This is a genomic window from Bacillus sp. A01H, from assembly GCF_045277205.1.
GTDB lineage: Bacteria > Bacillota > Bacilli > Bacillales > Bacillaceae_G > Bacillus_A > Bacillus_A paranthracis.
This window is the reverse complement of the sequence record NZ_CP117702.1, coordinates 3,589,633-3,614,716: the sequence shown is the minus strand read 5'-3', so window position 1 is coordinate 3,614,716 and position 25,084 is coordinate 3,589,633. Positions and strand designations below refer to the sequence as shown.

Sequence of the window (25,084 nt, the reverse complement as noted above, 5' to 3'; positions counted from 1 at the left end):
GAAGATAATTACCTTATATAAATAAGGTAATTATCTTCTTTTTTATTCTTAATGTAAATCACGATATACGCCAATTACTTTACCGATAACTGACACTTGCTTTAAAATAATAGGTTCTAATGAAGAGTTTTCCGGTTGTAGACGGAAATGGTCTTTTTCTTTATAGAAACGTTTAACAGTTGCTTCATTATCTTCTGTTAAAGCGACTACAATTTCACCATTATATGCAGACTGTTGTTGGCGAACAACAACTAAATCTCCATCGAAAATACCAGCTTCAATCATACTATCTCCAGAAATACGTAACATAAACACTTGATCTGCTCCTGCGACAATACTAGCTGGAAGAGGGAAGTGTTCCTCAACGCTTTCGACTGCTGTAATTGGTAATCCAGCAGTAACTTTCCCGACAATTGGAACTTGAATAACAGATTGTGTTTCTGTATCCATTCGGTCTTCACCTAAAATTTCAATTGCGCGTGGTTTTGTTGGATCGCGTCGAATGTATCCTTTTTCTTCTAATCTTGATAAATGTCCGTGCACTGTAGAACTAGAAGCGAGGCCGACTGCTTGGCCAATTTCACGTACGGAAGGTGGATATCCTTTTTCTTGTACTTTTAGCTTAATAAAGTCGAGAATGTCTTGCTGGCGTTTCGTTAACTTTTCCATGTTTTCTAACACCTCGTTTTCTTTCATTTTTCTTATTAATAAGTATAACATGTGAAAAAACATTCTACAAACATAAGTTCGAACAAAAGGCGAATTTATGTTACACTAAAGGGAAATTATAGTGAGAAAGAGGGGTTCATAATGAATGCAATTATTTATGCGCGTGTGAGTACAACAAAAGAAGCGCAAGAAACATCATTATTACGTCAAAAAGATGAATTATTGCATTTAGCGGAGCGCTATCAAATGAATGTTACTAAGGTGATTGAAGAGCAGGCTAGTGGCTATACAATTGAACGTGATGGCATATTAGAAGTGCTAGATACAATTCGAGACGAACAAATTGATGTGCTACTTATACAAGATGAAACGCGCCTTGGTAGGGGGAATGCAAAGATTGCGTTAATGCACTGTTTACATAAAGAAGGAATAAAAGTATATACGCATACACATAATGGTGAATTGCAATTGTCGGATTCTGATTCAATGGTATTAGATATTATTGGTATTGTTGAAGAGTATCAAAGAAAGATTCATAATTTAAAAATTAAACGTGGTATGCAACGAGCAGTAGAAAAAGGCTATCGTCCAGAAAATAATTTAAAGAATCGTCATTTAAGTGTAGGACGAGAGAAGAAAGAAGTGCCAATTGAGGAAATTGTACGTTTGCGTAAGAGTGAACTTACTTTCGAAGAAATTGCAGCAACACTACGTGGCTTTGGTCATAATGTTTCAAAAGCGACGGTACATCGTAGATATGTAGAGTATACAAAGCAATTGCTTGATAAAGAAGAGTAACTATTGTATGATAATAATCAGTTTTGAGTAGAAGGGGGATTCGAGATGCTTAGTCACGAACTCGTTGAACGCATTAACTTCTTAGCGAAAAAAGCAAAAGCTGAAGGTTTAACTGAAGAAGAACAACGTGAGCGTCAATCGCTACGTGAACAATATTTAAAAGGATTTCGTCAAAATATGTTAAACGAACTAAAAGGAATTAAAGTCGTTAACGAACAAGGTACTGATGTTACACCGGCGAAATTAAAAGCTTTAAAAAAGCAAGATAATGCAAAATTAAACTAAAAGATGGGCGAAGCCCATCTTTTTTTATTTATTTAATAACTTTCCAGTTGTTATTAACTGTTGCTTCTATCTTTTTATGCTTCAATATATAGTTAGCGATAAGTTCAGACATATCTGTTGGTATATCTTTTATTACGGGCTTATTTTGAAACATAAAGAAGTTCCCTCCGCCGCTCGCGCGATAATTATTCATAACGACATCATATTCTTCACTCATATTAAGAGGAGTGCCTTTATGCTGTAAAGATTCTACTCTGTCGCCAATTGGTTTGGAAATGTTTAATACGTACGAAATTCCTTCCCACATATCGTAATTATAGTGTTGCGGTTTTGGTTCTATGTAGCTAGGGTTTACGATGATGGTTCCATCTTCTTTTAATGTGAAATAAGAAGCAGAGAGTTCGAGAGCATCTTTTATATCAGCTCCAGTTATTCTAATTACTTTTAATGTATTTGGATAAATATAATTAGAAACGATGTCACGCATTGTTACATATGTCGGGAAACCTGGAGATGTATTATGGAATAAGCTTGTACAAGAAATAGAAACATTAGCCATATCCATCTGTATTTTATTTATGAATTCAATAAAAGGATGGTCTTGCAAACGAGTTTGCATAGCATCTGAAATTTGCATGTCACCGTGGATGGTTCCAATAGGTTGATCAAGCCATTTTTGTGTTTTCTCTTCATAATCAGTTACCAAGTAAAGAACATCTGGATCTGCCTCGATTTCTTGCACAGTCAATAGTTCGGAATAACTCTCTTTTTTTACCCACTCTTGTTTCATTTTTTCAAATGTTACAGTTACTTTTCCAACTGAATGTCCGTTACATCCAGTCTGTAAAATTGTTACATCATTACCCACTGTTTGAGCCATTTCTCGGTGCTGATGGCCTGTTAATAAAATATCTATGCCCTCAATTTCATGACACATAGCATACCCTTGGTTTTCGCCTGTTAAAACTTCAGTCGGTTCTCCAGTTTGTAAATCGCGTTCAAATCCCCCATGATACGCTACGACTAGTAAATCTGGTTTCTCATGTTCGTGAATGTAAGAAACCCAATTTTTTGTTGTTTCTAACGCATCTTCAAATTGCAAGTCTTTAATGTGATGGGGTTGTTCCCAATTTGGAATATAATGCGTTGTCACCCCTAAAATAGCAATTTTTATATTTGCTTCAATATGTTTTATTATATATGGTTTCCCGAAATAAGGTTTTTTACTGCTTTTGTCTAAAATATTTGCTGATAAATATGGGGAGTTTGCAGTAGAAATAGCATTGTTTAATACATCCATTCCATAATTAAATTCATGATTCCCAATCACTGCAGCGTCATAACGTAAATAGTTTGCTATTAATGACATTGGGTTTTTCTTATCTTTTTCATATGTAGCGTAATGGTAAGTAAATGGTGTTCCTTGTATGAAGTCACCGTTATCAATTAAAAGAACGTTTTTATTTTGGGACCGTTCTTTTTTTATAAGAGTAGAAATCTTAGCTAAACCAATTTCTGCTGGAGAGTTATCTTGGTAGTGAATTGGATAAACAGTACCATGTATATCACTTGTTAATAGGATGTTTAAAGTTACAATTTGATTTTGATTCAATATCATTCACCTTTTCTATTATTATCTACTGATTAAGCATATCAAATATATGGAGAGAATTTTAATGTGAGTGTATAGAATGTGTAAAGATTCTGTAAATAATCAATTATTTGTAAAAATGTGTGATATATTTCTTCATGTTTATGAAAGGTTATTTTATAACAATGAAAAATGGAGGCATTAACATGTTGAAAAAAGTTTTTGCAATGAGCACAACAGTTGTATTAGCAGCGGGTTTGTTAAGTGGCTGTGGAACGAAGGAATCAAGCGCAAGTAAAAATGAAGATACGAAAAAAGGGTATGTACCGAAGACTTTAAATGTTCAATTTGTTCCTTCTCAAAATGCAGATACGTTAGAGGCGAAGGCAAAACCACTTGAGAAGCTATTAAGTGATAAGTTAAATATTCCAGTAAAAGTTAGTATTTCAACGAATTATAATACAATTGTAGAAGCGATGGCATCTAAGCAAGTAGATGTGGGATTTTTACCCCCAACAGCGTATGTGTTAGCACATGAGAAAAAGGCAGCAAACGTAATTTTACAAGCGCAACGTTTTGGCGTAGATGATGAAACGGGAGCTCCTACAAAGGACTTAGTAGACTTTTATAAATCTGAGTTTGTTGTTAAGAAAGATTCAAATATTAATAGTGTAAAAGATTTAAAAGGTAAAAAAATTGGCTATCAAGATGTAACGTCATCAGCGGGATATGTGTGGCCTGCGGCTGTACTATTAAAAGAGGGCGTTGATCCGTTAAAAGATGTGAAACCTGTTACATTAAAAGGTCACGATCAGTCGCTTATTGCTCTTTTAAATGGTGACGTAGATGCAGCTGTTGTATTCCAAGATGCTCGTAATATTGTAAAAAAAGATTATCCGAATATATTCGATCAAACGAAAATAGTGAAATTTACGGAGAAAATTCCAAACGATACGATTTCGGTACGTTCTGATTTAGATGAAGAGTGGAGCAAGAAATTACAGGATGCTTTCATTGAAATTGGAAAGAATGAGGAAGGTCACAAAATCATTAAAGAAGTATATTCACATGAAGGATATGTTAAATCTGATGATAGTAAATTTGATATCGTTCGTGAATATGGAAAGAAAGTAAAAACGCAATAATACATATGGAAATGGCAACTAGCTGGAAAGGTATGTTTTCAGTTAGTTTGCCGTTTTGAATACATAGAAGGTAGGTAAGATGTGTGATAGAGTTTCGAAATGTTTCCAAAGTGTATCCAAATGGTACAAAAGGATTGAATAATATAAACTTGAAAATTCAAAAAGGTGAGTTTGTTGTAATGGTAGGGCTTTCCGGAGCTGGAAAGTCTACACTTCTAAGATCGGTAAATCGTCTTCATGAGATTACAGAAGGAGAAATCATGATTGAAGGTGAGTCTATTACGGCTGCGAAAGGAAAAGGATTACGCCGCATGCGCCGGGATATTGGTATGATTTTTCAAAGTTTTAACCTTGTAAAGCGATCAACAGTATTAAAGAACGTATTAGCTGGCCGTGTTGGGTATCATTCGACGTTGCGTACAACGTTAGGTCTATTTCCGAAAGAAGATTTGGAGCTTGCTTTTCAATCGTTAAAAAGAGTAAATATTTTAGAAAAAGCATATGCGCGTGCTGATGAATTATCAGGAGGACAACAGCAACGTGTATCGATTGCTAGAGCGTTGGCGCAAGAAGCAAAAATCATATTGGCAGATGAACCTGTTGCATCGTTAGATCCGCTAACAACAAAGCAAGTATTAGATGATTTGAAGAAAATTAATGAAGATTTTGGAATTACAACAATTGTAAACTTACATTCTATTGATTTAGCTAGGCAATATGCGACGCGCATTATTGGATTACATGCAGGAGAAATTGTTTTTGATGGTTTAGTAGAAGAGGCAACGGATGAAAAGTTTGCTGAAATTTATGGTGACGTAGTACAGAAAAGTGAATTGTTAGAGGTGGCAGTTAAATGAATGACGTGACGATATATTCGAAATCGATACCGAAGCCACCGAGTAAGTTGAAACATATGTTAACGGCTGTTCTAGTCATTTTACTGTTGTGGGGAAGTAGTGTACAGGTCGATGCATCATTGTCAAAACTAGTAGTTGGTTTTCCTAATATGATGGATTTGTTAAAAGGGATGGTGCCGCCAGATTGGAGTTATTTTCAAGTTATTACAACAGCAATGTTAGATACAATACGTATGGCGATTATCGGGACGACTTTAGGAGCGATTTTAGCTATTCCACTGGCACTGTTTGCGGCAAGCAATGTGTTTACTAGTGCATTTTTGTACAGTCCAGCTCGATTGATTTTAAATTTTATCCGAACGATACCAGATTTATTATTAGCGGCAATTTTCGTAGCGATTTTTGGAATCGGGCCACTTCCAGGTATTCTGGCTCTTACTTTTTTCTCGATGGGGCTCGTGGCGAAATTGTTGTATGAGTCAATTGAATCAATTGATCCAGGTCCTTTAGAGGCGATGACAGCAGTAGGAGCAAATAAAGTGCAATGGATTGTTTATGGAGTAATTCCGCAAGTGAAAGCGCATTTTGTCTCTTATGTTCTGTATACATTTGAGGTGAACGTACGTGCAGCAGCTGTTTTAGGTTTAGTAGGAGCAGGTGGTATTGGATTATACTATGATCGTACACTTGGATTTTTACAATATCAGCAAACTGCATCTATTATTATCTATACCCTTGTTGTTGTATTGTTAATTGATCATGTAAGTACATTGTTGCGGGAGAAATTATAATGAGTAAAACGACGATAATCGTACCAAAACCGAAGAAACCGAGTGTGTATCGCTTGTTTATTTTTATAGCACTTATATTTGTTTACGTATGGGCTTTTTCAGGAGTACCGCTAGAAGGAATTAAGGATACGGCAGGAGAAATTACAAAAGCAATTATGACAGGTGTATTGAATCCAGATTGGGCGTATGTATCTTTGCCAGATGGTGAAGATTTATTACATGGTTTAATTGATACGTTGGCAATAGCAATATTAGGTACATTTATTTCTGCCTTTTTATCTGTTCCATTTGCTTTTTGGGCGGCGACGAATATGAGCAGTGGAAAACTAACTTCAGGAACTGGGAAATTTGTACTTAGTTTTGTACGTACATTTCCTGAATTAGTTATGGCCCTTTTATTTATAAAGGCTGTTGGACCAGGCTCTTTTGCCGGCGTCCTAGCTTTAGGATTACACTCTATTGGAATGTTAGGGAAATTATATTCAGAAGGAATTGAAAATATAGATAAGGGGCCGACAGAGGCGTTAATAGCTACAGGCGCAAACCGGTTCCAAATACTTTGGTATGCAGTATTGCCACAAGTATTACCAGATTTTCTATCGTATACATTATACAGGTTCGAAATTAATGTACGATCCGCTGCCATTTTAGGTGTTATTGGAGCAGGTGGTATTGGTACGCCCCTAATTTTTGCACTGAGTTCACGTAATTGGTCTCGTGTGGGAATTATTTTATTGGGCATCATTTTAATGGTCATTATCATTGATTTTATTTCAAGTTCGATTCGGAAACGGATTGTTTAACTGATTTGAAAAGCATCGAATTTAGATGCTTTTTTGTATTTTTAACGCATTATCCGAAAGAAATCTCCTTCCTGGGGCGTGTGAAAGATGAATTTCGGTTTGGCGTAGCCAAACATTTGGTTTTCCTATTTATTTGACTCCTGATATAATCAGTCTTATAAGAGGTAAAGTTTGGTTAACAATGAAAGTAGATAATAATCATGTTAAGTGGGGGTAGTTCACAAGTGGGTTAAAAAAGTTAGTATTGAAGAATTTTGTATATCTGTATAAATATACAGATAATTCCCTTTCTTTTCAAAATAAAAATAATGAAAAAGTATGTCATATTGAATACCCATACATTCCCGAAAACATTGATTTTTTTATAAAAAATCAAAAAAACATCAACATATTTGTCGATACATGTTGTATAATCTTGCGTGGGAAGCTATCATATAAATGTATAAAACGTTTACTAATATAAGCGAAGGGAAGAATAGCATGTCACATTCAATCGAACAACTTTCTATCAACACGATTCGCACATTATCCATCGATGCGATTGAAAAAGCAAACTCTGGTCACCCAGGAATGCCAATGGGTGCAGCACCAATGGCTTATACATTATGGACTCAATTTATGAAACACAATCCAAATAACCCAACGTGGTTTAACCGTGATCGTTTCGTATTATCTGCAGGTCATGGTTCAATGTTATTATACAGCCTACTTCACCTATCTGGTTATGATGTAACAATGGATGACTTAAAGAACTTCCGTCAATGGGGAAGCAAAACTCCAGGACATCCTGAGTACGGTCATACAGCTGGTGTAGATGCAACGACTGGTCCACTTGGACAAGGTATTGCAACTGCTGTAGGTATGGCAATGGCAGAAAGACATTTAGCTGCTAAATATAACCGTGATGCGTATAATGTAGTAGATCATTATACATACGCTATTTGTGGTGATGGAGATTTAATGGAAGGCGTTTCTGCTGAAGCATCTTCATTAGCTGCTCATTTACAATTAGGTCGTCTTGTTGTGCTTTACGATTCAAACGATATTTCATTAGATGGCGATTTAAATCGTTCATTCTCTGAAAGTGTAGAAGATCGTTACAAAGCATACGGATGGCAAGTAATCCGTGTTGAGGATGGAAACGATATTGAAGCTATCGCGAAAGCAATCGAAGAAGCGAAAGCTGACGAAAAACGCCCAACGCTAATTGAAGTAAGAACGACAATTGGTTTCGGTTCTCCAAACAAATCAGGAAAATCAGCTTCACATGGTTCTCCACTTGGTGTAGAAGAAACAAAGTTAACGAAAGAAGCATACGCTTGGACTGCTGAGCAAGACTTCCATGTAGCAGAAGAAGTATATGACAACTTCCGTAAAACAGTACAAGATGTTGGTGAAACTGCGCAAGCTGAGTGGAACACGATGCTAGGTGAATATGCACAAGCATACCCAGAATTAGCAAACGAACTGCAAGCAGCAATGAACGGTCAACTTCCAGAAGGTTGGGAGCAAAACTTACCAACTTATGAATTAGGATCAAAAGCAGCAACTCGTAATTCTTCTGGTGCTGTAATTAATGCAATTGCAGAATCTGTACCATCATTCTTCGGTGGATCAGCTGACCTTGCTGGTTCTAACAAAACATACATGAATAACGAAAAAGACTTTACAAGAGATGATTACAGCGGTAAGAACATTTGGTACGGTGTACGTGAGTTCGCAATGGGTGCAGCAATGAACGGTATTGCACTACATGGTGGTTTAAAAACTTACGGTGGTACGTTCTTCGTATTCTCTGACTACTTACGTCCAGCAATTCGTCTTGCAGCATTAATGCAATTGCCGGTAACATATGTATTCACACACGACAGTATCGCTGTTGGTGAAGATGGTCCAACACATGAACCAATCGAGCAATTAGCAGCGCTACGTGCGATGCCAAATGTATCTGTTATCCGTCCAGCTGATGGTAACGAATCTGTTGCAGCTTGGAGACTAGCTCTTGAATCTACAAACAAACCAACTGCTTTAGTATTAACTCGTCAAGATCTTCCAACATTAGAAGGTGCAAAAGACGATACGTATGAAAAAGTAGCAAAAGGTGCATATGTAGTTTCTGCAAGCAAGAAAGAAACAGCTGATGTAATCTTACTTGCAACTGGATCAGAAGTAAGTCTAGCTGTTGAAGCTCAAAAAGCATTAGCAGTAGACGGTGTTGACGCATCTGTTGTCAGCATGCCATCTATGGATCGCTTTGAAGCTCAAACTGCTGAGTACAAAGAATCTGTATTACCAAAAGCAGTAACAAAACGTTTCGCAATCGAAATGGGTGCTACATTCGGATGGCACCGTTACGTAGGTCTTGAAGGAGATGTGTTAGGTATCGATACATTCGGTGCTTCTGCTCCTGGTGAGAAGATTATGGAAGAGTATGGATTTACTGTAGAGAACGTTGTTCGTAAAGTAAAAGAAATGCTTTAATGATTTTAGAAAAATCTCTCCGGCATGGAGAGGTTTTTCTATGTAAATGAGTTTTTTCGACAGAAAAAGTTTTTTCTCTCTCCGCAGTCAGACAATCATTGCAAAATTTCTTCTATATAATGAAGAGAAAAGGTTGTCCAGATTGGGAGGCGAAAGATGAAAACGTATGAATTGTATTTAATTCAAGAGGATATTGCGAAAGCTTACTTTGGTCGTGAATATTTGTTTTTTGATTTATTTGCTCGATTTTCAGAATCTGGGTCCCTTTCGGAGAAAAAAGTGTTATATAAACAAATGATGTATATAACGATGCCATTACAAGTAATGAAAATTCATCATAAATTAGAACAAGCTTTGCGCGTTCTTGGTAAATATGATCGAACACATCATACACATACACTTTATACAGGGGCGGAATATGGCGAAATAATGGTGAAACCACACTATATTCGCATGAATACCTCTGGAAATGTTTCTATGGAAACGACTTTCTTTGAGGTGCTTCGGAAGTGTGAATTAACATTTTTAGCTATGGATTATGAAAATACAAAGTACGGATGGCTGAATCCTCTAAAACAAGTACGAACATATGTGTAAAAATGTCGAATTGTATCTTGTCTTATTGAAAAGGTTTTAGTACACTGTAAGGTAGACAACATGAAGGAGGAAAATATATGCCAATTTGGTTAGGTATTCTAGTGGGCGTAGTAGCACTAGTAGCAGGCGTGGCGTTAGGATTTTTCATTGCCCGCAAATACATGATGAATTACTTACAAAAAAATCCACCAATTAACGAACAAATGTTAAAAATGATGATGATGCAAATGGGACAAAAACCTTCCCAAAAGAAAATCAATCAAATGATGAGCGCGATGAATAAGCAACAAATGAAATAAGCGCTAAAAGACACTCGCTAAGAGTGTCTTTTCTTTTTGATATGGACAGAGTTTAAAACTTTTAAAAATTCTGTATTTTTGGTAAACTGAAAACATCGCTCATTTTAAGAGAGGGGGAAAAATATGAAAGTGTTTATGAATTTAGCGTGGTTTTTTAAACAAGAAAAACGAGCGTACATAACCGGAATTATTTTATTATTTGGCGTTGCACTTTTAGAACTTGTAGCACCAAAAGTGATTGGGATTGTTGTAGATGAAATTAATGAGGGAACATTAACGACTGATAAGTTACTAAAATGGGTTGTACTCTTAGTACTCGTAGGTATTACGATGTACATATTACGTTACGTGTGGCGTATTATGATTTTCGGATCTTCATTAAAATTAGCTCGCCAATTACGGAAAAATTTGTATGAACATTTTACAAAGATGAGTCCATCTTTCTATCAGTCAAATCGCACAGGTGATTTAATGGCGCACGCGACCAACGATATTCAAGCAATTCAGCAAACTGCTGGGGCGGGTGTTTTAACACTTGTTGATTCATTGGCTGTTGGAGGATGTGTACTCGTAGCAATGGGTTTTACAATTAGTTGGAAGTTAACATTGTTAAGCTTAATTCCAATGCCGATTGTAGCAATATCGACAAATTATTACGGCACTTTATTACATAAAAGGTTTCATAAAGCACAGCAATCGTTTTCGGAAATCAATGATAAAGTGCAAGAGAGTATGAGTGGGATGAAGGTAATTCGATCGCTTGGACAAGAAAAAGAAGATTTGCAAGCGTTCCGAAAAAAATCAGAAGATGTCGTACATAAAAATATGTTAGTTGCACGTATCGATTCGTTATTTGATCCAACAATCGCTCTTATCGTAGGATTTTCATTTTTAATCGCAGTATGTTACGGGTCAGTATTAGTTGTGAGAGGTGAATTAACAGTAGGTAATCTCGTTACATTTACGACGTATTTAGGTACCCTCGTTTGGCCGATGTTAGCGTTTGGATGGCTGTTTAATATTATGGAGCGTGGGCGTGCTTCGTATGACCGTGTAGAAAAAATTCTCTCACAAAAATCAGATGTAGTAAATAGAGAAAATGCTGTGCATACAGTAGCGAGCGGTGATGTTTCATTTGCGGTCGATTCGTTTTCGTATAAGAAAAATGAACTGTTACATTTAACAGATATTCATTTTGATTTGAAGAAAGGGGAAACGTTAGGGATTGTAGGACGTACAGGTGCAGGGAAAACGACTTTATTAAAATGTTTAATTCGTGAGTATGATCATTTTAATGGTGAATTAAAAGTTGGAGAGCGGGATATTCGCGATGTAACACTTTACGGTGTCCGTTCTGCTATTTCATATGTGCCGCAAGATCATTTTTTATTTTCAGCGAGTATTGGGGAGAATATTGCCTTTGGAAAGGCGGATGCTACATATAATGAAATTACCCGTGCTGCAGAGATTGCTTGTATTCACAATGACATCCTTCAATTTTCAGAGGGGTATGAAACAGTAGTTGGGGAAAGAGGCGTTTCTTTATCTGGAGGTCAAAAACAGAGAATTTCTATTGCGCGTGCTTTATTAACGGATGCTGAAATATTAATTTTAGATGATTGTTTATCAGCGGTAGATGCAAAAACAGAAGAAACGATTTTAAATGCTTTAAAGAGGGAGAGAGCAGGGAAAACGACAATTATTACTGCCCATCGTTTAAGTGCAATTCAGCATGCCAATCTTATTCTTGTTGTGGATGAAGGTAAAATTGTACAACGAGGTACACATGAACAACTAATGAAAGAACATGGTTGGTATAAAGAAATGTATGAGAGCCAGCAGTTAGAAGCATTAGTCGAGAAAGGAGGCGTATGATGGCTGAGAAAAAACAGAGCGATTTAAGAAGATTACTGTCTTATATGAGGCCATATAAAGGACTGTTAGCATTAGCATTTTTATTTCTAGTTGGTGCAACTGTAACAGAAATGATGGGTCCTTTTTTAATTAAACAATTCCTTGATGAACACTTAGTACCACGTAACTTTGATCAATCAGCACTTGTTACTCTATTTGTAGTGTATATTGTTGCTCACTTATTAAAAGTATTATTTACTTATTTAGACTTGTTATATTTTCAAAATATCGCTTTTAAAATTGTTCAAGATATGCGTGTTGAAGTATATGAGCATGTTCAAAAGTTGTCATTAAGTTTCTTTGATCGTACGCCGATTGGTACGCTTGTATCGCGCATAACGAATGATACAGAAGCAATTAAAGACTTTTATGTCAGTGTATTATCAACATTTGTTAAAAATATCGTATTTTTAGTAGGGATTTTAGTAGCGATGTTTTTATTAAATGTAAAATTAGCGCTATTTTCTCTCGTATTAATTCCGATCATGTTTGCGATTATGGTATTATATCGCCGGAAAAGTGCAGCTTTTTATTTAGAAGTCCGTAATCAATTAAGTGTGTTAAATGCAAAGTTAAACGAGTCCATTCAAGGGATGAATATTGTTCAAGTGTTCAGACAAGAAAAGCGCATGAGAAAAGAATTTGAAGAAGTGAATAATAAACATTATAGTGCAGGGCGACGTACATTAAAGTTAGATGCATTGCTTTTACGTCCAGCAACTGATTTAGTTCATATTGTAGCTATTGCGTTAGTACTTGGTTTATTTGGAATTGATGCTTTGAAGAGTCCTGTTGAAGTAGGCGTTTTATATGCGTTTGTTAACTATATCCATCGTTTCTTCCAGCCTGTAAATGAGATGATGATGAAATTATCATTTTTCCAACAGGCACTGGTTTCATCATCACGTGTATTTCATTTAATGGATGAGAAAGATTTAGCGCCAGTTCAAAAAGGGGATGGAAATCCTCAAGTTATTAATGGAGATATTGAATTTAAAAATGTTACTTTTTCGTACGATGGAAAACGTGATGTTTTAAAAAATGTATCTTTTCACGTGAAACAAGGGCAAACGGTTGCTTTCGTTGGGCACACTGGTAGCGGAAAGAGTACCATTATGAATTTATTACTGAGATTCTATAATATTAAGTCCGGAAATATTGTAATAGATGGTGTAGAGTTAGAGAAATTTGAAGAACAAGAAATTAGAAAGAAAATAGGACTTGTATTGCAAGATGCATTTTTATTTGCGGGAAATGTAAAGCAAAATATTCGTATGTATAATGAAGAAATTACGGATGAAGAAGTAAAAGAAGCGGCACAATTTGTGCAAGCGAATACGTTTATTGAAAAATTACCAGAGCAGTATGAAACGGAAGTAGTAGAAAGAGGAGCTGCATTTTCTAGTGGTCAACGACAATTAATTGCTTTCGCTAGAACGATAGCAACGAATCCGAAAGTGTTAGTATTAGATGAAGCAACAGCAAATATTGATACAGAAACTGAAGATGCAATCCAAACAGCGTTACAGCAAATGCGAAAAGGACGGACTACGATAGCGATTGCACACAGATTATCTACCATACAAGATGCAGATCAAATTTTTGTTATGCACGATGGAGAGATAGTAGAGAGAGGGACACATCAAGAATTACTGAGTGAACAAGGATTGTATTATAATATGTACTTACTACAAAATAAAGGAAGTTTACAAAAAGCCTTGTAATTACAAGGCTTTTTTACTTTGGTTATAAAATATGTTTGCTCTTTATGTCTATAGTATAAACGTCGTCACAGAAGCGGTTTCATTAGAAGCTTTGCAAGGAAATGGAACAAATGGTGGTGGAAATGTTTACCGGCCCAGTAGTGCTACTGCAGTCTATGGTGTTACTGTAATTAATGGCGATAATGTAAAGTTATGGGGTGGACCATCTTTACAGTCAAATGTAATCCGTCAGCTAAATAGAGGAGAATCATATGAAGTTTTGGACGAACAAGATAGTTGGCTTGCTTTAGGTGAAAGCGAATGGATATACTATGATCCGAGTTATATTCAGTATAGTGTACAATAAAATGAACGTAAAAGGTATCTCGCTTGAGATGCCTTTTATTATAAATATGTAATTTTTACAAAGTGTATATTAAAAGCATAGTATAATATAATGGATGTTTATAAAAATAATTGAAAATGCAATAAAGGAGAAAAAATATGGAATATGTGCTAATAGGTGTAATTTTATTATTATTAGCTGCAGTATTCGTGCTGTTTTATAAAAATAAACAGTTAGAATCAGAGAGTCAGCAAGCGGAATTTGAAAAAAAACAAGCAATTGAAACGTACGAAAATGAAATTGCAGCTACGGTTACAGAACATAAAGAGCAGCAAAATACATTAAAAAATATAGAACAGAAAAAATACAATGATTTACAAATAAGTGCAGCGAGAGAACTTGAAAATATGCGCATGATGAAAAATCAATTAGCTGTGCAACATAGTAAAGAACGCAGTGAAATGCAAGAAAAACATAGTAACGAAATACATATGTTTCAAAAGTTAATTGCAGATTTGCGAGAGTATACGAAAAATGGAGCCGAAGTGAGTACACACGAAACATTACAGTATATGAAGCGTGGCTTCGTAGAGCAAGGCATAATACTAGATAATGAATTTCATATTATGCCGAATGTTTTTATGAGAAATCAGCATGGAAGAAATGATTTTCGAATTCATCATCTTGTTTTAAGTAAAACGGGTATGTATGTACTTGAAACGAAAGAATGGACAGGGAAATTAATTCATGGCTTAACGAAAGAAAATGCTAGTACATATTCATTTATGATTGATGAAATTGGCAAGTATCAACAAGAGATAGAGAAAGAAGAGACGTTTGAATATATTACAGGTGAAGATTCATTAACGATACAAGTGAAAAATGAAGGGAACCCAGTATATAGAGCGAAGAAACTATCTCATATTCTATACAATTGTTTGAAAGAAATGCAAGTTGATATTGTAAAGGAAAACATAAATCCGATTGTATATTTTTATAATGAGAATGGGAAAGAAGTGTTAGATCTTTCTGAAGAAAAAACGGCGAGATTAAAAGATAGAGAGCAACTTGTATCGTTTTTCAGAAATGAATTCTTAACGGGGAAAGTAATATATACAGGTCAAGAGTTAGAAAAACTTCGAGAAACCATTAATCGAATGAATTATATAATGAATTAAAAAGAGGTGGGCTTTCTGAGTGCTATATTAAGGGGTATTTTGTATGTTTATATTTGTTTGTATATACTCATGTATCTTGCTCTTATGTTTATTATTGGTATGGCTCATACGTCATTAAGTGTAACGAGCATTTTTATAATAGTCATGCCATTTGTTTTATTAGTTATGATTCAAAAGTCGATCTTATATGTTGCTAAAAATCGTAATGAAGAAAAGAAGCAAATGTCGGGAGTATTAATAGTAGCACTTATTCCGTTAGTAGTATGTACTGCACAATTAAGTATGAATACGTACACTTCCAAGTTTAACCAAGATCGGTGGTTACACGCTGAAGATAAACGGGTACATATGGTAGATGATCTATTGCAAAAATATAAATTAACAGGAAAATCAAATGAAGAAATTACACAATTATTAGGAATGCCTACTGAAACGAGAAATGAAGAAAACGGGGTTATCACTTCGTACTATCTTGGAACTGAACGTGGCTTTATTCCCATAGATAGTGAACATCTTGTTTTACAATTTGATAGAGATGGTAAAGTTTTGGAATATAAGGTGCATACCGATTAAAGAACCGTAGAGAGAAGCTATATATTATAGCTTCTTTTTTATATTCCAATATAGTAAATGTAGGCAAATAGTAGTCATTCCTATCTATACGAATTGGAATGAGTCTGTTATATTGTAAATGGTTATGTTGCTTAATAGTTTAGTAGATAATCTATATTTTGGTTGAGGAGGGGAATTTTAACACGAATTTAATGATATGCGTGTTAAGTAGTATGATGAAAAAAGGATTTCATAATGTTTTAGCTGCATCAATTGTATTTAGTATGGTAACGATTCCAAATTATTCCTATGCTAATGAACTTGGAAAAACTGTTACAGTTTCATCTGAAGAACAAGCTTTAAAAAGTATTGAAAACCATATGAAAGATGAAGATGGTCGAGGGGAAGATAAAGGAGTAAGAAGTGAAGTGCAAGGTGAGTTTCTTGTACATATAGTGAGAGAAGTACCTTTATACGATTCTAGTAATTTTCAAAAAGAGACAGGGATTCGTATTTCGAATCAAGTCGTAAAAGCTGAGAAGAGAAAAGGAAACGCTTACTATGTTCAAACTTCATCGGGAACGGGATGGATACAAAATAGTGATGGAAATGTAGAGGTTAAAGAAATTCACCCGTTATTAAGTGAAAAGTTAGTTATTAATGAAGAAAGCTCTACTTACTCTCAACCATTTACTTCATACAAAGAAGAAAATGTACTGGAGCCGCAAACTATTCAAGCAATTGGACAGGCGGGAGAATGGTTTCAAGTAAAAATAAATAATGAGATGAAATGGATTCATTCACCTTCAGCAAAATTTGAAGGAACAAAAGCTTCACTTATACAAGATGCAGCACCAACACGTACAAAACGTGCAGCAGCTATGTATGCTGCGCCAATAGAAGAGAAAACAACGGATATTTATGGTGTACCTTTAAAAGAAATGATTGTACCAAAAGGAAATGAAAATATTCGTCCAGGTTATGCGATGAACCCGAAGTATATTACGATTCATGAGACCGATAATTATAATGTTGGGGCAAATGCTAGAAACCATGCGATATATTTATATAACCAAGCAACGGGAACGGAAGATCGTTCAGCGTCGTGGCACTTTACGGTAGATGATAAAGAGATTTATCAGCATCTCCCACTAAATGAAAATGCTTGGCATGCTGGAGATGGAGCTGAAGGAACTGGGAATCGAGAATCAATTGCGATTGAAATTGCTGTAAACGAAGATGGTGATTATAATAAAGCTGTTGAAAATGCTCGTAAACTAGCAGCTTATTTAATGGGAGAATTAAATATTCCTTTAGAAAATGTGAAAAAACATCAATTTTGGAGTGGGAAGATTTGTCCAGCCATTATGATTAAAAATAATGGGTGGGAACCATTCTTGCAAGGAACGAAAGTTTATTATGATGCGAACCATAAAGATGATATAACGGGTGGTTGGTATGAAGCAGACATTCGTGAATTAGATAAGCGCGGTATTATGGTTGGAGATGGAAAAGGTTCTTATTGGCCAGAGCGCCTTGTGACACGTGGTGAATTTGCAAATTTAATATCAAGATCATTGCAGCTACCTGAAGGATCATCGAATTTTAATGACTTAAATACAGCACATCCATCGCTAATAGATGGTATTAATCGTGCAGCAAGTGCTGGGATAATAAGTGGTAGAGGAAATGGTATATTTGCTCCAAACGATACGATTAAACGAGATGAAGCTGTTATCATGATTGACCGTGCACTGCAATATAAAAAAATTAAAGGTAACTTAGTCTCGTTACCATTTTCAGATCAAGATTTAGCATATGATAAACAAGCTGTACAACGTGTTTATGGATTAGGTATTGTAAAAGGAAATGAAAATAATGAATTTATGCCGAAAGGTTCTGCAACGCGTGGAGAATCGGCAGCATTTATTAATAGAATGTTAAAAGTAATAGAAAGTAAATAATGAAAAAGCATTCGCGATTGCGAGTGCTTTTTTTATTTTTCAATACGTTATGGAAGGGAGAGAAGGGTTTTGAAGGGAATAAGGAATGAAAGCGGAGGTGATGCATATATATAGATGCGTTAAGTTGTTTTTTGCATATTGTATAAATGAAAAGGAGGTAAGACGGTGAAAGCTATACCGACTGATGTCCTGAGTAAAGAATTGATGGAAAGAGAAGGCGTTATATCTATTACAGTAAAGGAATTTGAAAAAATCGAAGTAGCTGGAGTAGTAGTCGCTGGTCCCGCGGTTATTTTGATTAATCAAGATTAAGTACATAGTATTGAAATAAAAAGTATCCTAGATGGATGCTTTTTATTTGTGTAGAAGAAAGAATATGGTGGATAATTGCCTTACTGGAGGGAGAGTATGTGGCAATTATTATAACGATGTTAGTAATGGGGATTTTATTAGGGTTTGTTGGAGCTGGGGGAGCCGGGTTTATTATCGCGATACTCACTTTAGTATTCCATATTCCTATTCACGTTGCACTTGCAACGTCTTTAACTGCTATGGCATTTACGACATTATCTGGGGTTATAAGTCATTATCGTGAAGGAAATGTAGTACTTACTATAGGCGGGATTGTTGGGGGATGTGGAGCGCTTGGTTCTTATATCGGTTCAAAAATTGGTTCACTTATACCAGGACATCTTCTTCATTGGTTTACAGCTGGGATGCTATTTTTATCTGCAATTTTTATGTTTATTAAATTAATTAAGTTTCAAAATAGGGAAGAGTTACTTTTAGCAGAGATTAAAGATTTTTCGAAAGAGAACATAATGAAATGTATATGTCTTGGATTAGTCACTGGAATGATGGCTGGTTCATTTGGGATTGGTTCTGCACCATTTATTCAACTTGGATTAATGGTTCTATTAGGATTGACGATTCAGCAATCTGTAGGAACAACAATGCTTGTTATATTGCCCATTGCGATTGGGGGTGGGTTAGGGTATAGTTCAGAAGGGTATCTAGATTATATATTATTATTGCAAGTATTAATTGGGACGATGCTAGGAGCTTATATCGGTGCGAAGTTTACAAATTATGCACCACGTATGCTTTTGAAGTTTTCAATGATTATGACACCAGTTTTCGCTGGATGTATGTTATTAATGGGATAAAAATAATATAGCAAACTAATATGTTTTACGAATGAATTATGTAAGTAATTCATATTTCCCATATAAAAGGATTTGCTTTAATATAATGAGTGTAAAGTTCGAGTATTCGAAGTACTACTTGAATTATATCCCTATCCCTTTTCTAAAAATGCGAACAAGTTTTGCCCTATTCTATTCAATATTTAATTGTATAGAAATATATTGTTCGATGACCATTATGGAACGTACATAATGGGAAAATCCCGATCCTTAAAGAGGATGCCCCTAATCTTCATGTGAAAATATGATCGGATATGAAAGCTGACCAATTTATGGTCAGCTTTCTTTTTGTTCAAAAACTATTTCTTCTTTAATTTCAGTTTGTAATAATAAAGCTTTTCCGAAACGACGTTTACATTCTGCACGCACTTTTTCAATGGCTAGTAGCTGAGTAGTAGCAGGAACTGTGACGATAGCTTGGCGAGGTTTTCGATTTTCTTCACAAAAGACACATTCCACAACATATTTAAAAATCATGCTTTCATCCTTCCGTTTTTAATTTCTAAGAAGGAACTGCCTATGAAGTTGATGTAAAATTTCGTCATTGTTTTCCTTTTTTCCTTTTTTTCAAGGAGAAAATACAAAAGGAGACGAATAGTAGTAGGGGAGGGGTGTATATGGAAAGATGGATAGGTTGCGCAGCAGTATGTGTAAATGAAAGAAATGAAGTTTTAATGTTATTACAAGGACAAAAGGATGAAGAAAAAAGGTGGTCCGTCCCAAGTGGAGGACTTGAAAAAGGAGAAACATTAGAGGAATGTTGTATCCGAGAGGTTTGGGAAGAAACAGGCTACAATGTGGAAGTTGTAAGTAAAATATACGAAAAAGAAGCGATTACATATGGGGTTCCTGTATACGTTCATTATTATGTCGTAAAAAGAATAGGCGGTAGTATGAAAATCCAAGATCCTGATGAGTTAATACATGAAATTGCTTGGAAGAGGATAGATGAAATGAAGGAATTAACGTTATCTTTCCCGGAGGATTATGAGATTTTAAACAAATACATAAATAAAAAAGCAAGTGTGTAAACACTTGCTTTTTCAATGTATCCACGATAAGAAAAGCGGAACGATAACTAAACTAGCTCCTGCAGTTAAAAGCATAGATAAACTTGCAATCGTTCCTTCTACAGGACCGATTTCGAATGCTTTTGATGTACCAGTTCCATTTGCGCTCGTTCCTAACATAATACCTTTTGCAATTGCTGTTTTAATACGGCATATACGAATGAGAGAAGGTCCGAGCAATGCTCCTGTTAACGCAGTTAAAACAACAAATACTGCTGTTAATTGTGACATACCACCAATCATTTCTGAAATGGCCATTGCAATTGGCGTCGTTACAATATGAGGTGCTAAACTATGCTCTAACGATGAATCAATTTGAAAATAATTTGCTAGTAGTGCTGAAGTAATAACTGATAGAAACGAACCGACAATGACATTAAGTAAAATAGCCATTCCATGTTTCTTAAGTAAATCAAAGTATTTATAGATTGGCCATGCAAAAGCAACTGTTGCAGGTTTTAATAATTCTGTTAACCAGTGGCCTCCAGTTTCATACGTTTCATAAGATGTGTCTAGTCCGAGTAATAACGCGATTAAAATAATAGGACATACGAGAAGAGGAGAAAGTAAGCTCCAATTCCAGCGTTGATACATTTTCTTCGATATCCAATATGTGAATAGTGTTAATAGTAAACAAAGAAAGCCGATCATTGCACGGATCCTTTCCGCTTTAGTAGCAATTCTGTTAAGAGTCCTGTAACGAGAGTGACACAAAGTGTACTAATCATAATAATTAAGATGAGATCGATTCCATATTGTGATAGTGTATCTTTGTAGCGTATGACAGCGACTGCAGAAGGAATGAAAAATAAAATAAGTTCTTTTAATAAAAAGTCTGCACCGTCTTGTATCCACTCTTTTTTCACTAGGTTAAATTTTAATGAGATTAATAATAAAAAAATACCGATAATACTTCCTGGAACTGGGAGGTGTGCCTGTTTTGCAATCCATTCACCTGTCCAAGCGAAACAAAATAATAGTAAAATTTGTCCGCTTAATTTCCACCATTTCATACAGTAACCACCTCTTTCTTTTTTTACATAAAAATTGTAAAAAAGAATTAACAATTTCTACTATACGTTCATTCAAAAAATTTGTCTAATATATAAATTATATGTTATTAATATATTAGACGTATTAATTGAAATGGAAAAGGGTGTCCAAAATGGAATTACGGCATTTGCAATATTTTGTTGTAGTGGCAGAGGAGTTACACTTTGGACGAGCAGCTGCTCGTTTACAAATGACACAACCACCGCTTAGTCAACAAATTCAGCAATTAGAAAAAGAAATGGGAGTTATGTTATTTTCAAGAACGAAGAGAAAGGTTGAATTAACAGAAGCTGGAGAAATGTTTTTGAAAGAAGTAAAAAAAGCGTTTGAACAAATTGAAAAAGCTGTAGAAATTGCACAAAGTGCCCAAAGGGGAGAAGTGGGCTCACTTTCAATTGGTTTTGTAGGTGCGGCGATATATGATATTTTACCATCTATCGTAAGGGAGTATAGAAAGAAATTTCCGAGGGTGTCTGTTGCATTACATGAATTATCTACTCCAGATCAAGTGCATGCACTTCATGATAATCGTATTGATATTGGATTTTTGCGTCCACCAATCCCGACACAATTATTAGAATTAGAGCCAATTCAAAAACTATCTTGTACGTTATGTTTACCGAAGGCTCATCCACTTGCAGAGAAAGATGAAATACATATAGAAGATTTACGGGATGAACCGTTTGTATTTATTACGAGACCAGTATGGCCAGCTTTGTATGATACAATTTTATCCCTTTGTAGAGAAGTTGGATTTAGCCCGCGTATTGTGCAAGAAGCAACGGAATATCAAACAGTTATGGGACTTGTAGCAGCAGGGATTGGAATTACAGTCATACCGGTATCGGCAAATAAATTATATAAAACGGAAGTTGTATATAAAGAGCTATATGATTCTAATTTTGTTGCAGAAATGTCAGTCGCTTACAAAAAAATGAATAGCAATCCAGAGCTTTTAGAGTTTTTAAAAATTGCAAGAGAGAAGAAAAGAATAGAAGTTGAGGATGAGATTAATTAAGTTATTGAAAAATACACCTCGTTAAACACTAAAGCGGAAATGTAATTGCATTTCCGCTTTAGTGTTTTTTTAGTTCTATACGAAAGAGATAAACATGTTCATTTTTGTTTTCTAGGACTAAAGACTTAGAGAAAATTCCGATTGTAGTGCGATGTTTAAAATGTCATATTTTTATACACTAGTAGTATAGAATGCGTATGTAATAAGGTAGGGGAAGAATTTTATGTCTTTATGTCGGTTAGCGAGAAAAAATATAAGAACATTTGCTACCAAAAGGATGAAGCAATTTATGTGGATTGCTATGAGTATTATGATTTTGTTTTTTATGATATCGCTACAATTTAATGAAGTAGTTGCTGGGGAATTAGGGACTACACTTTTATTTCAAATGTGTTTTTACACGTTGTTTATCGTAGTCATTTTCATATGTACGTTTATTACATATAAAATGACTTATTCTCTTTTGCAAGCGAGGAAAGAAGAAATTAAATCTTATGTAGCAGAGAATAGGAAGAGAAATGATGTACTATGTTTATTATGTCAGGAGCAATTATTTATTTATGGAGCAGCGTTTGTTTTTGGATTAGTTAATGGGATGTTATTTTTAAAATTATTTACGATTATCTTTATGAAAATAACAGGAATACAAAGGATAAATAGTGCACCGATTACAATATATGCAATAGTAGTAGTGAGTATAATTATGATTGTTATTCTTCTATTATCGATGGTGCAATGTATTCGATTTGTTCAAAGTTTACAAGGTGAAAATTCATTTCAGTTTAAAGAAAAGGTATGAGAAATCATGCCTTTTTCCATTTTACACATAAAAATAATCATGTTACAGTGTAAAGACCTGACAAAGAATGGGAAGGAAAGGTTGTATAGCATGACAAATGAACAATCGATTGTAAAGGTTGAGCAGTTAACGAAGCGAATCGGTTCAAAGACACTTGTAGAAAATATTAGTTTCGAAGTTAAAAAAGGTGAAGTAGTTGGTTTGCTTGGACCAAATGGTGCTGGAAAAACGACTTTAATGAGAATGATGGTCGGCATGATTCGTATGACAGAGGGCGAAGTTTGGATTGATGGTCAATCTGTAAAACAGCAATTTGAAAGTACTGCCTCGAAAATTGGAGCGGTAATTGAGACACCGGAATTTTATCCGTTTTTGAGTGGCTATGAGAATTTAACATATTTCGGACGCATGAATGGTAACGTTACAGAAGAACGTATCGATGAAGTAGTGAAACTGCTAGGTATGGGACAAGTCATTGATCGCAAAGTAAAAGCATATTCACTCGGCATGAGACAACGTTTAGGAATTGCCCAAGCGCTTATTCATGATCCAGATGTATTAATATTAGACGAACCAACGAATGGATTAGACCCTAGTGGAATACATGAAATGAGAATGTACATAAAGAAAATTGCACATGAACAAGGAAAAGCGGTACTGGTATCTAGTCACTTACTTTCGGAAGTTGAATTAATGTGTGATAGAGTTATCATTATTCAGCACGGAGAATATGTCGCGACGCAAAATATTCAGCATAATCAAAGTGAAGAGATGGAGACAATCCGTATACGCGTAGATGATGCGAATAAAGCGGCAGAAATGTTAGACCAAGATGTTTTAATAAAAGGTAATGATTTACTTATTCATGTAAAAGATGAAGAAATCCCAAATGTTATTCGTACATTGCTTGAGAAAAACATTCAAGTGTATCGTGTATATGAAGAGAGAAAAACGTTAGAAGAGCAATTTTTAGAATTAACAGGGGGAAAAGATATTGTTTAATTTAGTGTATAACGAATTGTATAAAATATTTAAGCGAAAGCGAACGATTATTCCATTTGCAGTTATTGCAGTATTAATAATCGGATTAGGATGGGTTACTGTAAAGTATTTGGAGCCGGAAACAAAAGGATGGAAAGCTGATTATACAGAACGAACTGTAGAAATTGAGAAAAAGCTAGGCATGGAAAAAGGAGCAATTTTAGCGGAACGATCTGGGGATGAGCTTGTAAAGGAATATCAGCTTAAGATGAAGCATTTAGATACAGATACAGCACCGGCAAGTAGTTCTCCAATTTCTTTCATGAGAGATACAGGCTTTATCGTATTTCCAATATTACTTCCGTTTATCCTCGTGTATGCAAGTACAATTTTTGCGAATGAATATAGCTGGGGAACATATAAATTTTTAACAATACGACCAGCGAGTCGCTTTAAAATTTTGACAGCTAAGTTTTTAGCAATTGTCATATTTGCAGCGTTATTGTTTATATTTAATATGATTTTTTCCATTTTATGTGGGCTTGTTATTTATAAATTCCAGCAGCCTGCATGGAGCGAGTTTATTTTCCAAGATGGAAATATTATAAAACAAAATATTTTTGTAGAAGCTAGTAAGTATTATATTTTATCGTGGTTGCCGACGATTGTGTACGCAGCGTTTGCATTTATGATTTCTGTGCTAACAAGATCTAGCGGAGGCGCGATTGGTATTTCACTATTTCTCGCTTTATCAGGAAACATCGCATTACTAGCAGCAACTAGATATGATTGGGCGAAATATTTATTGCCAGCAAACACAGATTTATATAGTATTGCAAAGAATGGAAGCTTTATTGATGGAGTAACGTTCCCGTTTGCATCATGTATGTTATTACTGTATTTATTTGTATTTTTAATCATTTCCTATACAGTATTTTTAAAACGTGATTTAACTTAAAAAAAGGAGCCGTTAAGCATGAACTGT

Annotated in this window: 26 protein-coding genes and 1 pseudogene; 22 read left to right on the top strand and 5 right to left on the bottom strand. The window is 35.1% G+C overall.

The features are described 5' to 3' along the window. Positions 1–48: 48 nt before the first annotated feature. On the bottom strand, positions 49–669 hold the full coding sequence (gene lexA / locus PSR14_RS19045) for a transcriptional repressor LexA (protein ID WP_000413738.1): 621 nt from the start codon (positions 667–669) through the stop codon (positions 49–51). Positions 670–810: 141 nt separating this feature from the next. On the opposite strand from lexA, the gene PSR14_RS19040 reads away from it, so the two are divergent. Beyond that, on the top strand, positions 811–1,467 hold the full coding sequence (locus tag PSR14_RS19040; RefSeq protein ID WP_000991471.1) for a recombinase family protein: 657 nt from the start codon (positions 811–813) through the stop codon (positions 1,465–1,467). A 45-nt stretch (positions 1,468–1,512) separates the two neighbouring features. After that, positions 1,513–1,752 (top strand): DUF896 domain-containing protein, encoded by a 240-nt coding sequence (locus PSR14_RS19035; protein ID WP_000948565.1) that lies wholly within the window; start codon positions 1,513–1,515, stop codon positions 1,750–1,752. Between the two features lie 28 nt (positions 1,753–1,780). Here the strand turns inward: PSR14_RS19035 and PSR14_RS19030 are convergent, their stop codons facing one another. Next, positions 1,781–3,364 carry a bifunctional UDP-sugar hydrolase/5'-nucleotidase gene (locus PSR14_RS19030; RefSeq protein ID WP_001075245.1) on the bottom strand — a complete coding sequence of 528 codons (1,584 nt, stop codon included), beginning with the start codon at positions 3,362–3,364 and terminating at the stop codon, positions 1,781–1,783. 185 nt (positions 3,365–3,549) lie between these two features. Here PSR14_RS19030 and PSR14_RS19025 point away from each other — a divergent pair, with 185 nt between their 5' ends. The 15 genes and pseudogenes from PSR14_RS19025 (at position 3,550) to PSR14_RS18955 (ending at position 19,139) form a co-directional block, all read left to right on the top strand. Next, positions 3,550–4,488, top strand: a complete 939-nt coding sequence (locus tag PSR14_RS19025; RefSeq protein ID WP_000915052.1) for a phosphate/phosphite/phosphonate ABC transporter substrate-binding protein — start codon at positions 3,550–3,552, stop codon at positions 4,486–4,488. Between the two features lie 83 nt (positions 4,489–4,571). Next, entirely contained in the window at positions 4,572–5,345 is a 774-nt protein-coding gene (gene phnC / locus PSR14_RS19020) for a phosphonate ABC transporter ATP-binding protein (RefSeq protein WP_000569254.1), read from the top strand. Continuing rightward, complete coding sequence (gene phnE, locus PSR14_RS19015; protein ID WP_073541920.1) at positions 5,342–6,136, top strand: phosphonate ABC transporter, permease protein PhnE; 795 nt, start codon at positions 5,342–5,344, stop codon at positions 6,134–6,136. The genes phnC and phnE (PSR14_RS19015) overlap by 4 nt, the downstream gene beginning before the upstream one ends. Beyond that, positions 6,136–6,939 (top strand): phosphonate ABC transporter, permease protein PhnE, encoded by an 804-nt coding sequence (phnE, locus tag PSR14_RS19010; protein ID WP_000047888.1) that lies wholly within the window; start codon positions 6,136–6,138, stop codon positions 6,937–6,939. The genes phnE (PSR14_RS19015) and phnE (PSR14_RS19010) overlap by 1 nt, the downstream gene beginning before the upstream one ends. Before the next feature lie 480 nt (positions 6,940–7,419). Next, positions 7,420–9,420 carry a transketolase gene (tkt, locus tag PSR14_RS19005; RefSeq protein ID WP_000019772.1) on the top strand — a complete coding sequence of 667 codons (2,001 nt, stop codon included), beginning with the start codon at positions 7,420–7,422 and terminating at the stop codon, positions 9,418–9,420. A 156-nt stretch (positions 9,421–9,576) separates the two neighbouring features. Further along, positions 9,577–10,017: a sporulation inhibitor of replication protein SirA gene (gene sirA / locus PSR14_RS19000; RefSeq protein WP_000860645.1), complete on the top strand. Its 441-nt coding sequence runs from the start codon at positions 9,577–9,579 to the stop codon at positions 10,015–10,017. A 77-nt stretch (positions 10,018–10,094) separates the two neighbouring features. After that, on the top strand, positions 10,095–10,316 hold the full coding sequence (locus PSR14_RS18995) for a YneF family protein (RefSeq protein ID WP_001123317.1): 222 nt from the start codon (positions 10,095–10,097) through the stop codon (positions 10,314–10,316). A gap of 123 nt (positions 10,317–10,439) precedes the next feature. Then, a complete protein-coding gene (locus PSR14_RS18990; protein WP_073541921.1) occupies positions 10,440–12,191 on the top strand; it encodes an ABC transporter transmembrane domain-containing protein in 1,752 nt (583 codons plus the stop codon). Then, a complete protein-coding gene (locus tag PSR14_RS18985; protein ID WP_000818391.1) occupies positions 12,191–13,954 on the top strand; it encodes an ABC transporter ATP-binding protein in 1,764 nt (587 codons plus the stop codon). Before PSR14_RS18990 ends, PSR14_RS18985 begins: the two co-directional genes overlap by 1 nt. Positions 13,955–14,018: 64 nt before the next feature. Then, a pseudogene (locus PSR14_RS18980) lies at positions 14,019–14,288 on the top strand (N-acetylmuramoyl-L-alanine amidase); the annotation flags it as partial. A 149-nt stretch (positions 14,289–14,437) separates the two neighbouring features. Then, a complete protein-coding gene (locus tag PSR14_RS18975) occupies positions 14,438–15,457 on the top strand; it encodes a nuclease-related domain-containing protein (RefSeq protein ID WP_073541923.1) in 1,020 nt (339 codons plus the stop codon). Between the two features lie 6 nt (positions 15,458–15,463). Continuing rightward, positions 15,464–16,030 carry a hypothetical protein gene (locus PSR14_RS18970; protein WP_014297940.1) on the top strand — a complete coding sequence of 189 codons (567 nt, stop codon included), beginning with the start codon at positions 15,464–15,466 and terminating at the stop codon, positions 16,028–16,030. A 215-nt stretch (positions 16,031–16,245) separates the two neighbouring features. Further along, a complete protein-coding gene (locus tag PSR14_RS18965) occupies positions 16,246–17,973 on the top strand; it encodes an S-layer homology domain-containing protein (protein ID WP_073541925.1) in 1,728 nt (575 codons plus the stop codon). A 165-nt stretch (positions 17,974–18,138) separates the two neighbouring features. Then, on the top strand, positions 18,139–18,285 hold the full coding sequence (locus tag PSR14_RS18960) for a BC1881 family protein (RefSeq protein ID WP_000644411.1): 147 nt from the start codon (positions 18,139–18,141) through the stop codon (positions 18,283–18,285). A 98-nt stretch (positions 18,286–18,383) separates the two neighbouring features. Then, entirely contained in the window at positions 18,384–19,139 is a 756-nt protein-coding gene (locus tag PSR14_RS18955) for a sulfite exporter TauE/SafE family protein (RefSeq protein ID WP_000974648.1), read from the top strand. A gap of 315 nt (positions 19,140–19,454) precedes the next feature. On the opposite strand, the gene PSR14_RS18950 is transcribed toward PSR14_RS18955, so the two are convergent. After that, positions 19,455–19,655 (bottom strand): DUF3903 domain-containing protein, encoded by a 201-nt coding sequence (locus tag PSR14_RS18950; RefSeq protein ID WP_000576449.1) that lies wholly within the window; start codon positions 19,653–19,655, stop codon positions 19,455–19,457. A gap of 140 nt (positions 19,656–19,795) precedes the next feature. Here PSR14_RS18950 and PSR14_RS18945 point away from each other — a divergent pair, with 140 nt between their 5' ends. After that, on the top strand, positions 19,796–20,209 hold the full coding sequence (locus PSR14_RS18945) for an NUDIX hydrolase (RefSeq protein ID WP_073541924.1): 414 nt from the start codon (positions 19,796–19,798) through the stop codon (positions 20,207–20,209). Positions 20,210–20,221: 12 nt separating this feature from the next. Here the strand turns inward: PSR14_RS18945 and PSR14_RS18940 are convergent, their stop codons facing one another. Both PSR14_RS18940 and PSR14_RS18935 read right to left on the bottom strand, forming a co-directional pair. Continuing rightward, positions 20,222–20,899: an LrgB family protein gene (locus tag PSR14_RS18940; RefSeq protein WP_000578958.1), complete on the bottom strand. Its 678-nt coding sequence runs from the start codon at positions 20,897–20,899 to the stop codon at positions 20,222–20,224. Beyond that, the gene (locus PSR14_RS18935; protein WP_000872364.1) at positions 20,896–21,261 is read right to left on the bottom strand and encodes a CidA/LrgA family holin-like protein; all 366 of its coding nucleotides are present in this window, start codon (positions 21,259–21,261) and stop codon (positions 20,896–20,898) included. Before PSR14_RS18935 ends, PSR14_RS18940 begins: the two co-directional genes overlap by 4 nt. A 152-nt stretch (positions 21,262–21,413) precedes the next feature. On the opposite strand from PSR14_RS18935, the gene alsR reads away from it, so the two are divergent. From alsR to PSR14_RS18915, 4 genes are all read left to right on the top strand, one after another. Continuing rightward, the gene (alsR, locus tag PSR14_RS18930) at positions 21,414–22,319 is read left to right on the top strand and encodes an acetoin biosynthesis transcriptional regulator AlsR (RefSeq protein ID WP_000423226.1); all 906 of its coding nucleotides are present in this window, start codon (positions 21,414–21,416) and stop codon (positions 22,317–22,319) included. A 223-nt stretch (positions 22,320–22,542) separates the two neighbouring features. Then, entirely contained in the window at positions 22,543–23,118 is a 576-nt protein-coding gene (locus PSR14_RS18925) for an FtsX-like permease family protein (protein ID WP_098487065.1), read from the top strand. Positions 23,119–23,208: 90 nt separating this feature from the next. After that, entirely contained in the window at positions 23,209–24,120 is a 912-nt protein-coding gene (locus tag PSR14_RS18920) for an ABC transporter ATP-binding protein (RefSeq protein ID WP_000180629.1), read from the top strand. Then, a complete protein-coding gene (locus PSR14_RS18915; RefSeq protein WP_000482767.1) occupies positions 24,113–25,057 on the top strand; it encodes an ABC transporter permease in 945 nt (314 codons plus the stop codon). Before PSR14_RS18920 ends, PSR14_RS18915 begins: the two co-directional genes overlap by 8 nt. Positions 25,058–25,084: the final 27 nt, after the last annotated feature.

Coding starts and splice junctions, on each gene's coding strand:
- PSR14_RS19025 (WP_000915052.1), top strand. CDS start 3,550: ATGTTGAAAAAAGTTTTTGCAATGAGCACAACAGTTGTATTAGCAGCG.
- PSR14_RS18925 (WP_098487065.1), top strand. CDS start 22,543: ATGTCTTTATGTCGGTTAGCGAGAAAAAATATAAGAACATTTGCTACC.
- sirA (WP_000860645.1), top strand. CDS start 9,577: ATGAAAACGTATGAATTGTATTTAATTCAAGAGGATATTGCGAAAGCT.
- PSR14_RS18920 (WP_000180629.1), top strand. CDS start 23,209: ATGACAAATGAACAATCGATTGTAAAGGTTGAGCAGTTAACGAAGCGA.
- PSR14_RS18985 (WP_000818391.1), top strand. CDS start 12,191: ATGGCTGAGAAAAAACAGAGCGATTTAAGAAGATTACTGTCTTATATG.
- PSR14_RS19040 (WP_000991471.1), top strand. CDS start 811: ATGAATGCAATTATTTATGCGCGTGTGAGTACAACAAAAGAAGCGCAA.
- PSR14_RS18950 (WP_000576449.1), bottom strand. CDS start 19,655: ATGATTTTTAAATATGTTGTGGAATGTGTCTTTTGTGAAGAAAATCGA.
- lexA (WP_000413738.1), bottom strand. CDS start 669: ATGGAAAAGTTAACGAAACGCCAGCAAGACATTCTCGACTTTATTAAG.
- alsR (WP_000423226.1), top strand. CDS start 21,414: ATGGAATTACGGCATTTGCAATATTTTGTTGTAGTGGCAGAGGAGTTA.
- PSR14_RS19035 (WP_000948565.1), top strand. CDS start 1,513: ATGCTTAGTCACGAACTCGTTGAACGCATTAACTTCTTAGCGAAAAAA.
- PSR14_RS18975 (WP_073541923.1), top strand. CDS start 14,438: ATGGAATATGTGCTAATAGGTGTAATTTTATTATTATTAGCTGCAGTA.
- PSR14_RS18940 (WP_000578958.1), bottom strand. CDS start 20,899: ATGATCGGCTTTCTTTGTTTACTATTAACACTATTCACATATTGGATA.
- PSR14_RS18945 (WP_073541924.1), top strand. CDS start 19,796: ATGGAAAGATGGATAGGTTGCGCAGCAGTATGTGTAAATGAAAGAAAT.
- phnE (WP_000047888.1), top strand. CDS start 6,136: ATGAGTAAAACGACGATAATCGTACCAAAACCGAAGAAACCGAGTGTG.
- PSR14_RS18990 (WP_073541921.1), top strand. CDS start 10,440: ATGAAAGTGTTTATGAATTTAGCGTGGTTTTTTAAACAAGAAAAACGA.
- tkt (WP_000019772.1), top strand. CDS start 7,420: ATGTCACATTCAATCGAACAACTTTCTATCAACACGATTCGCACATTA.
- PSR14_RS18965 (WP_073541925.1), top strand. CDS start 16,246: ATGAAAAAAGGATTTCATAATGTTTTAGCTGCATCAATTGTATTTAGT.
- PSR14_RS18995 (WP_001123317.1), top strand. CDS start 10,095: ATGCCAATTTGGTTAGGTATTCTAGTGGGCGTAGTAGCACTAGTAGCA.
- phnE (WP_073541920.1), top strand. CDS start 5,342: ATGAATGACGTGACGATATATTCGAAATCGATACCGAAGCCACCGAGT.
- PSR14_RS18935 (WP_000872364.1), bottom strand. CDS start 21,261: ATGAAATGGTGGAAATTAAGCGGACAAATTTTACTATTATTTTGTTTC.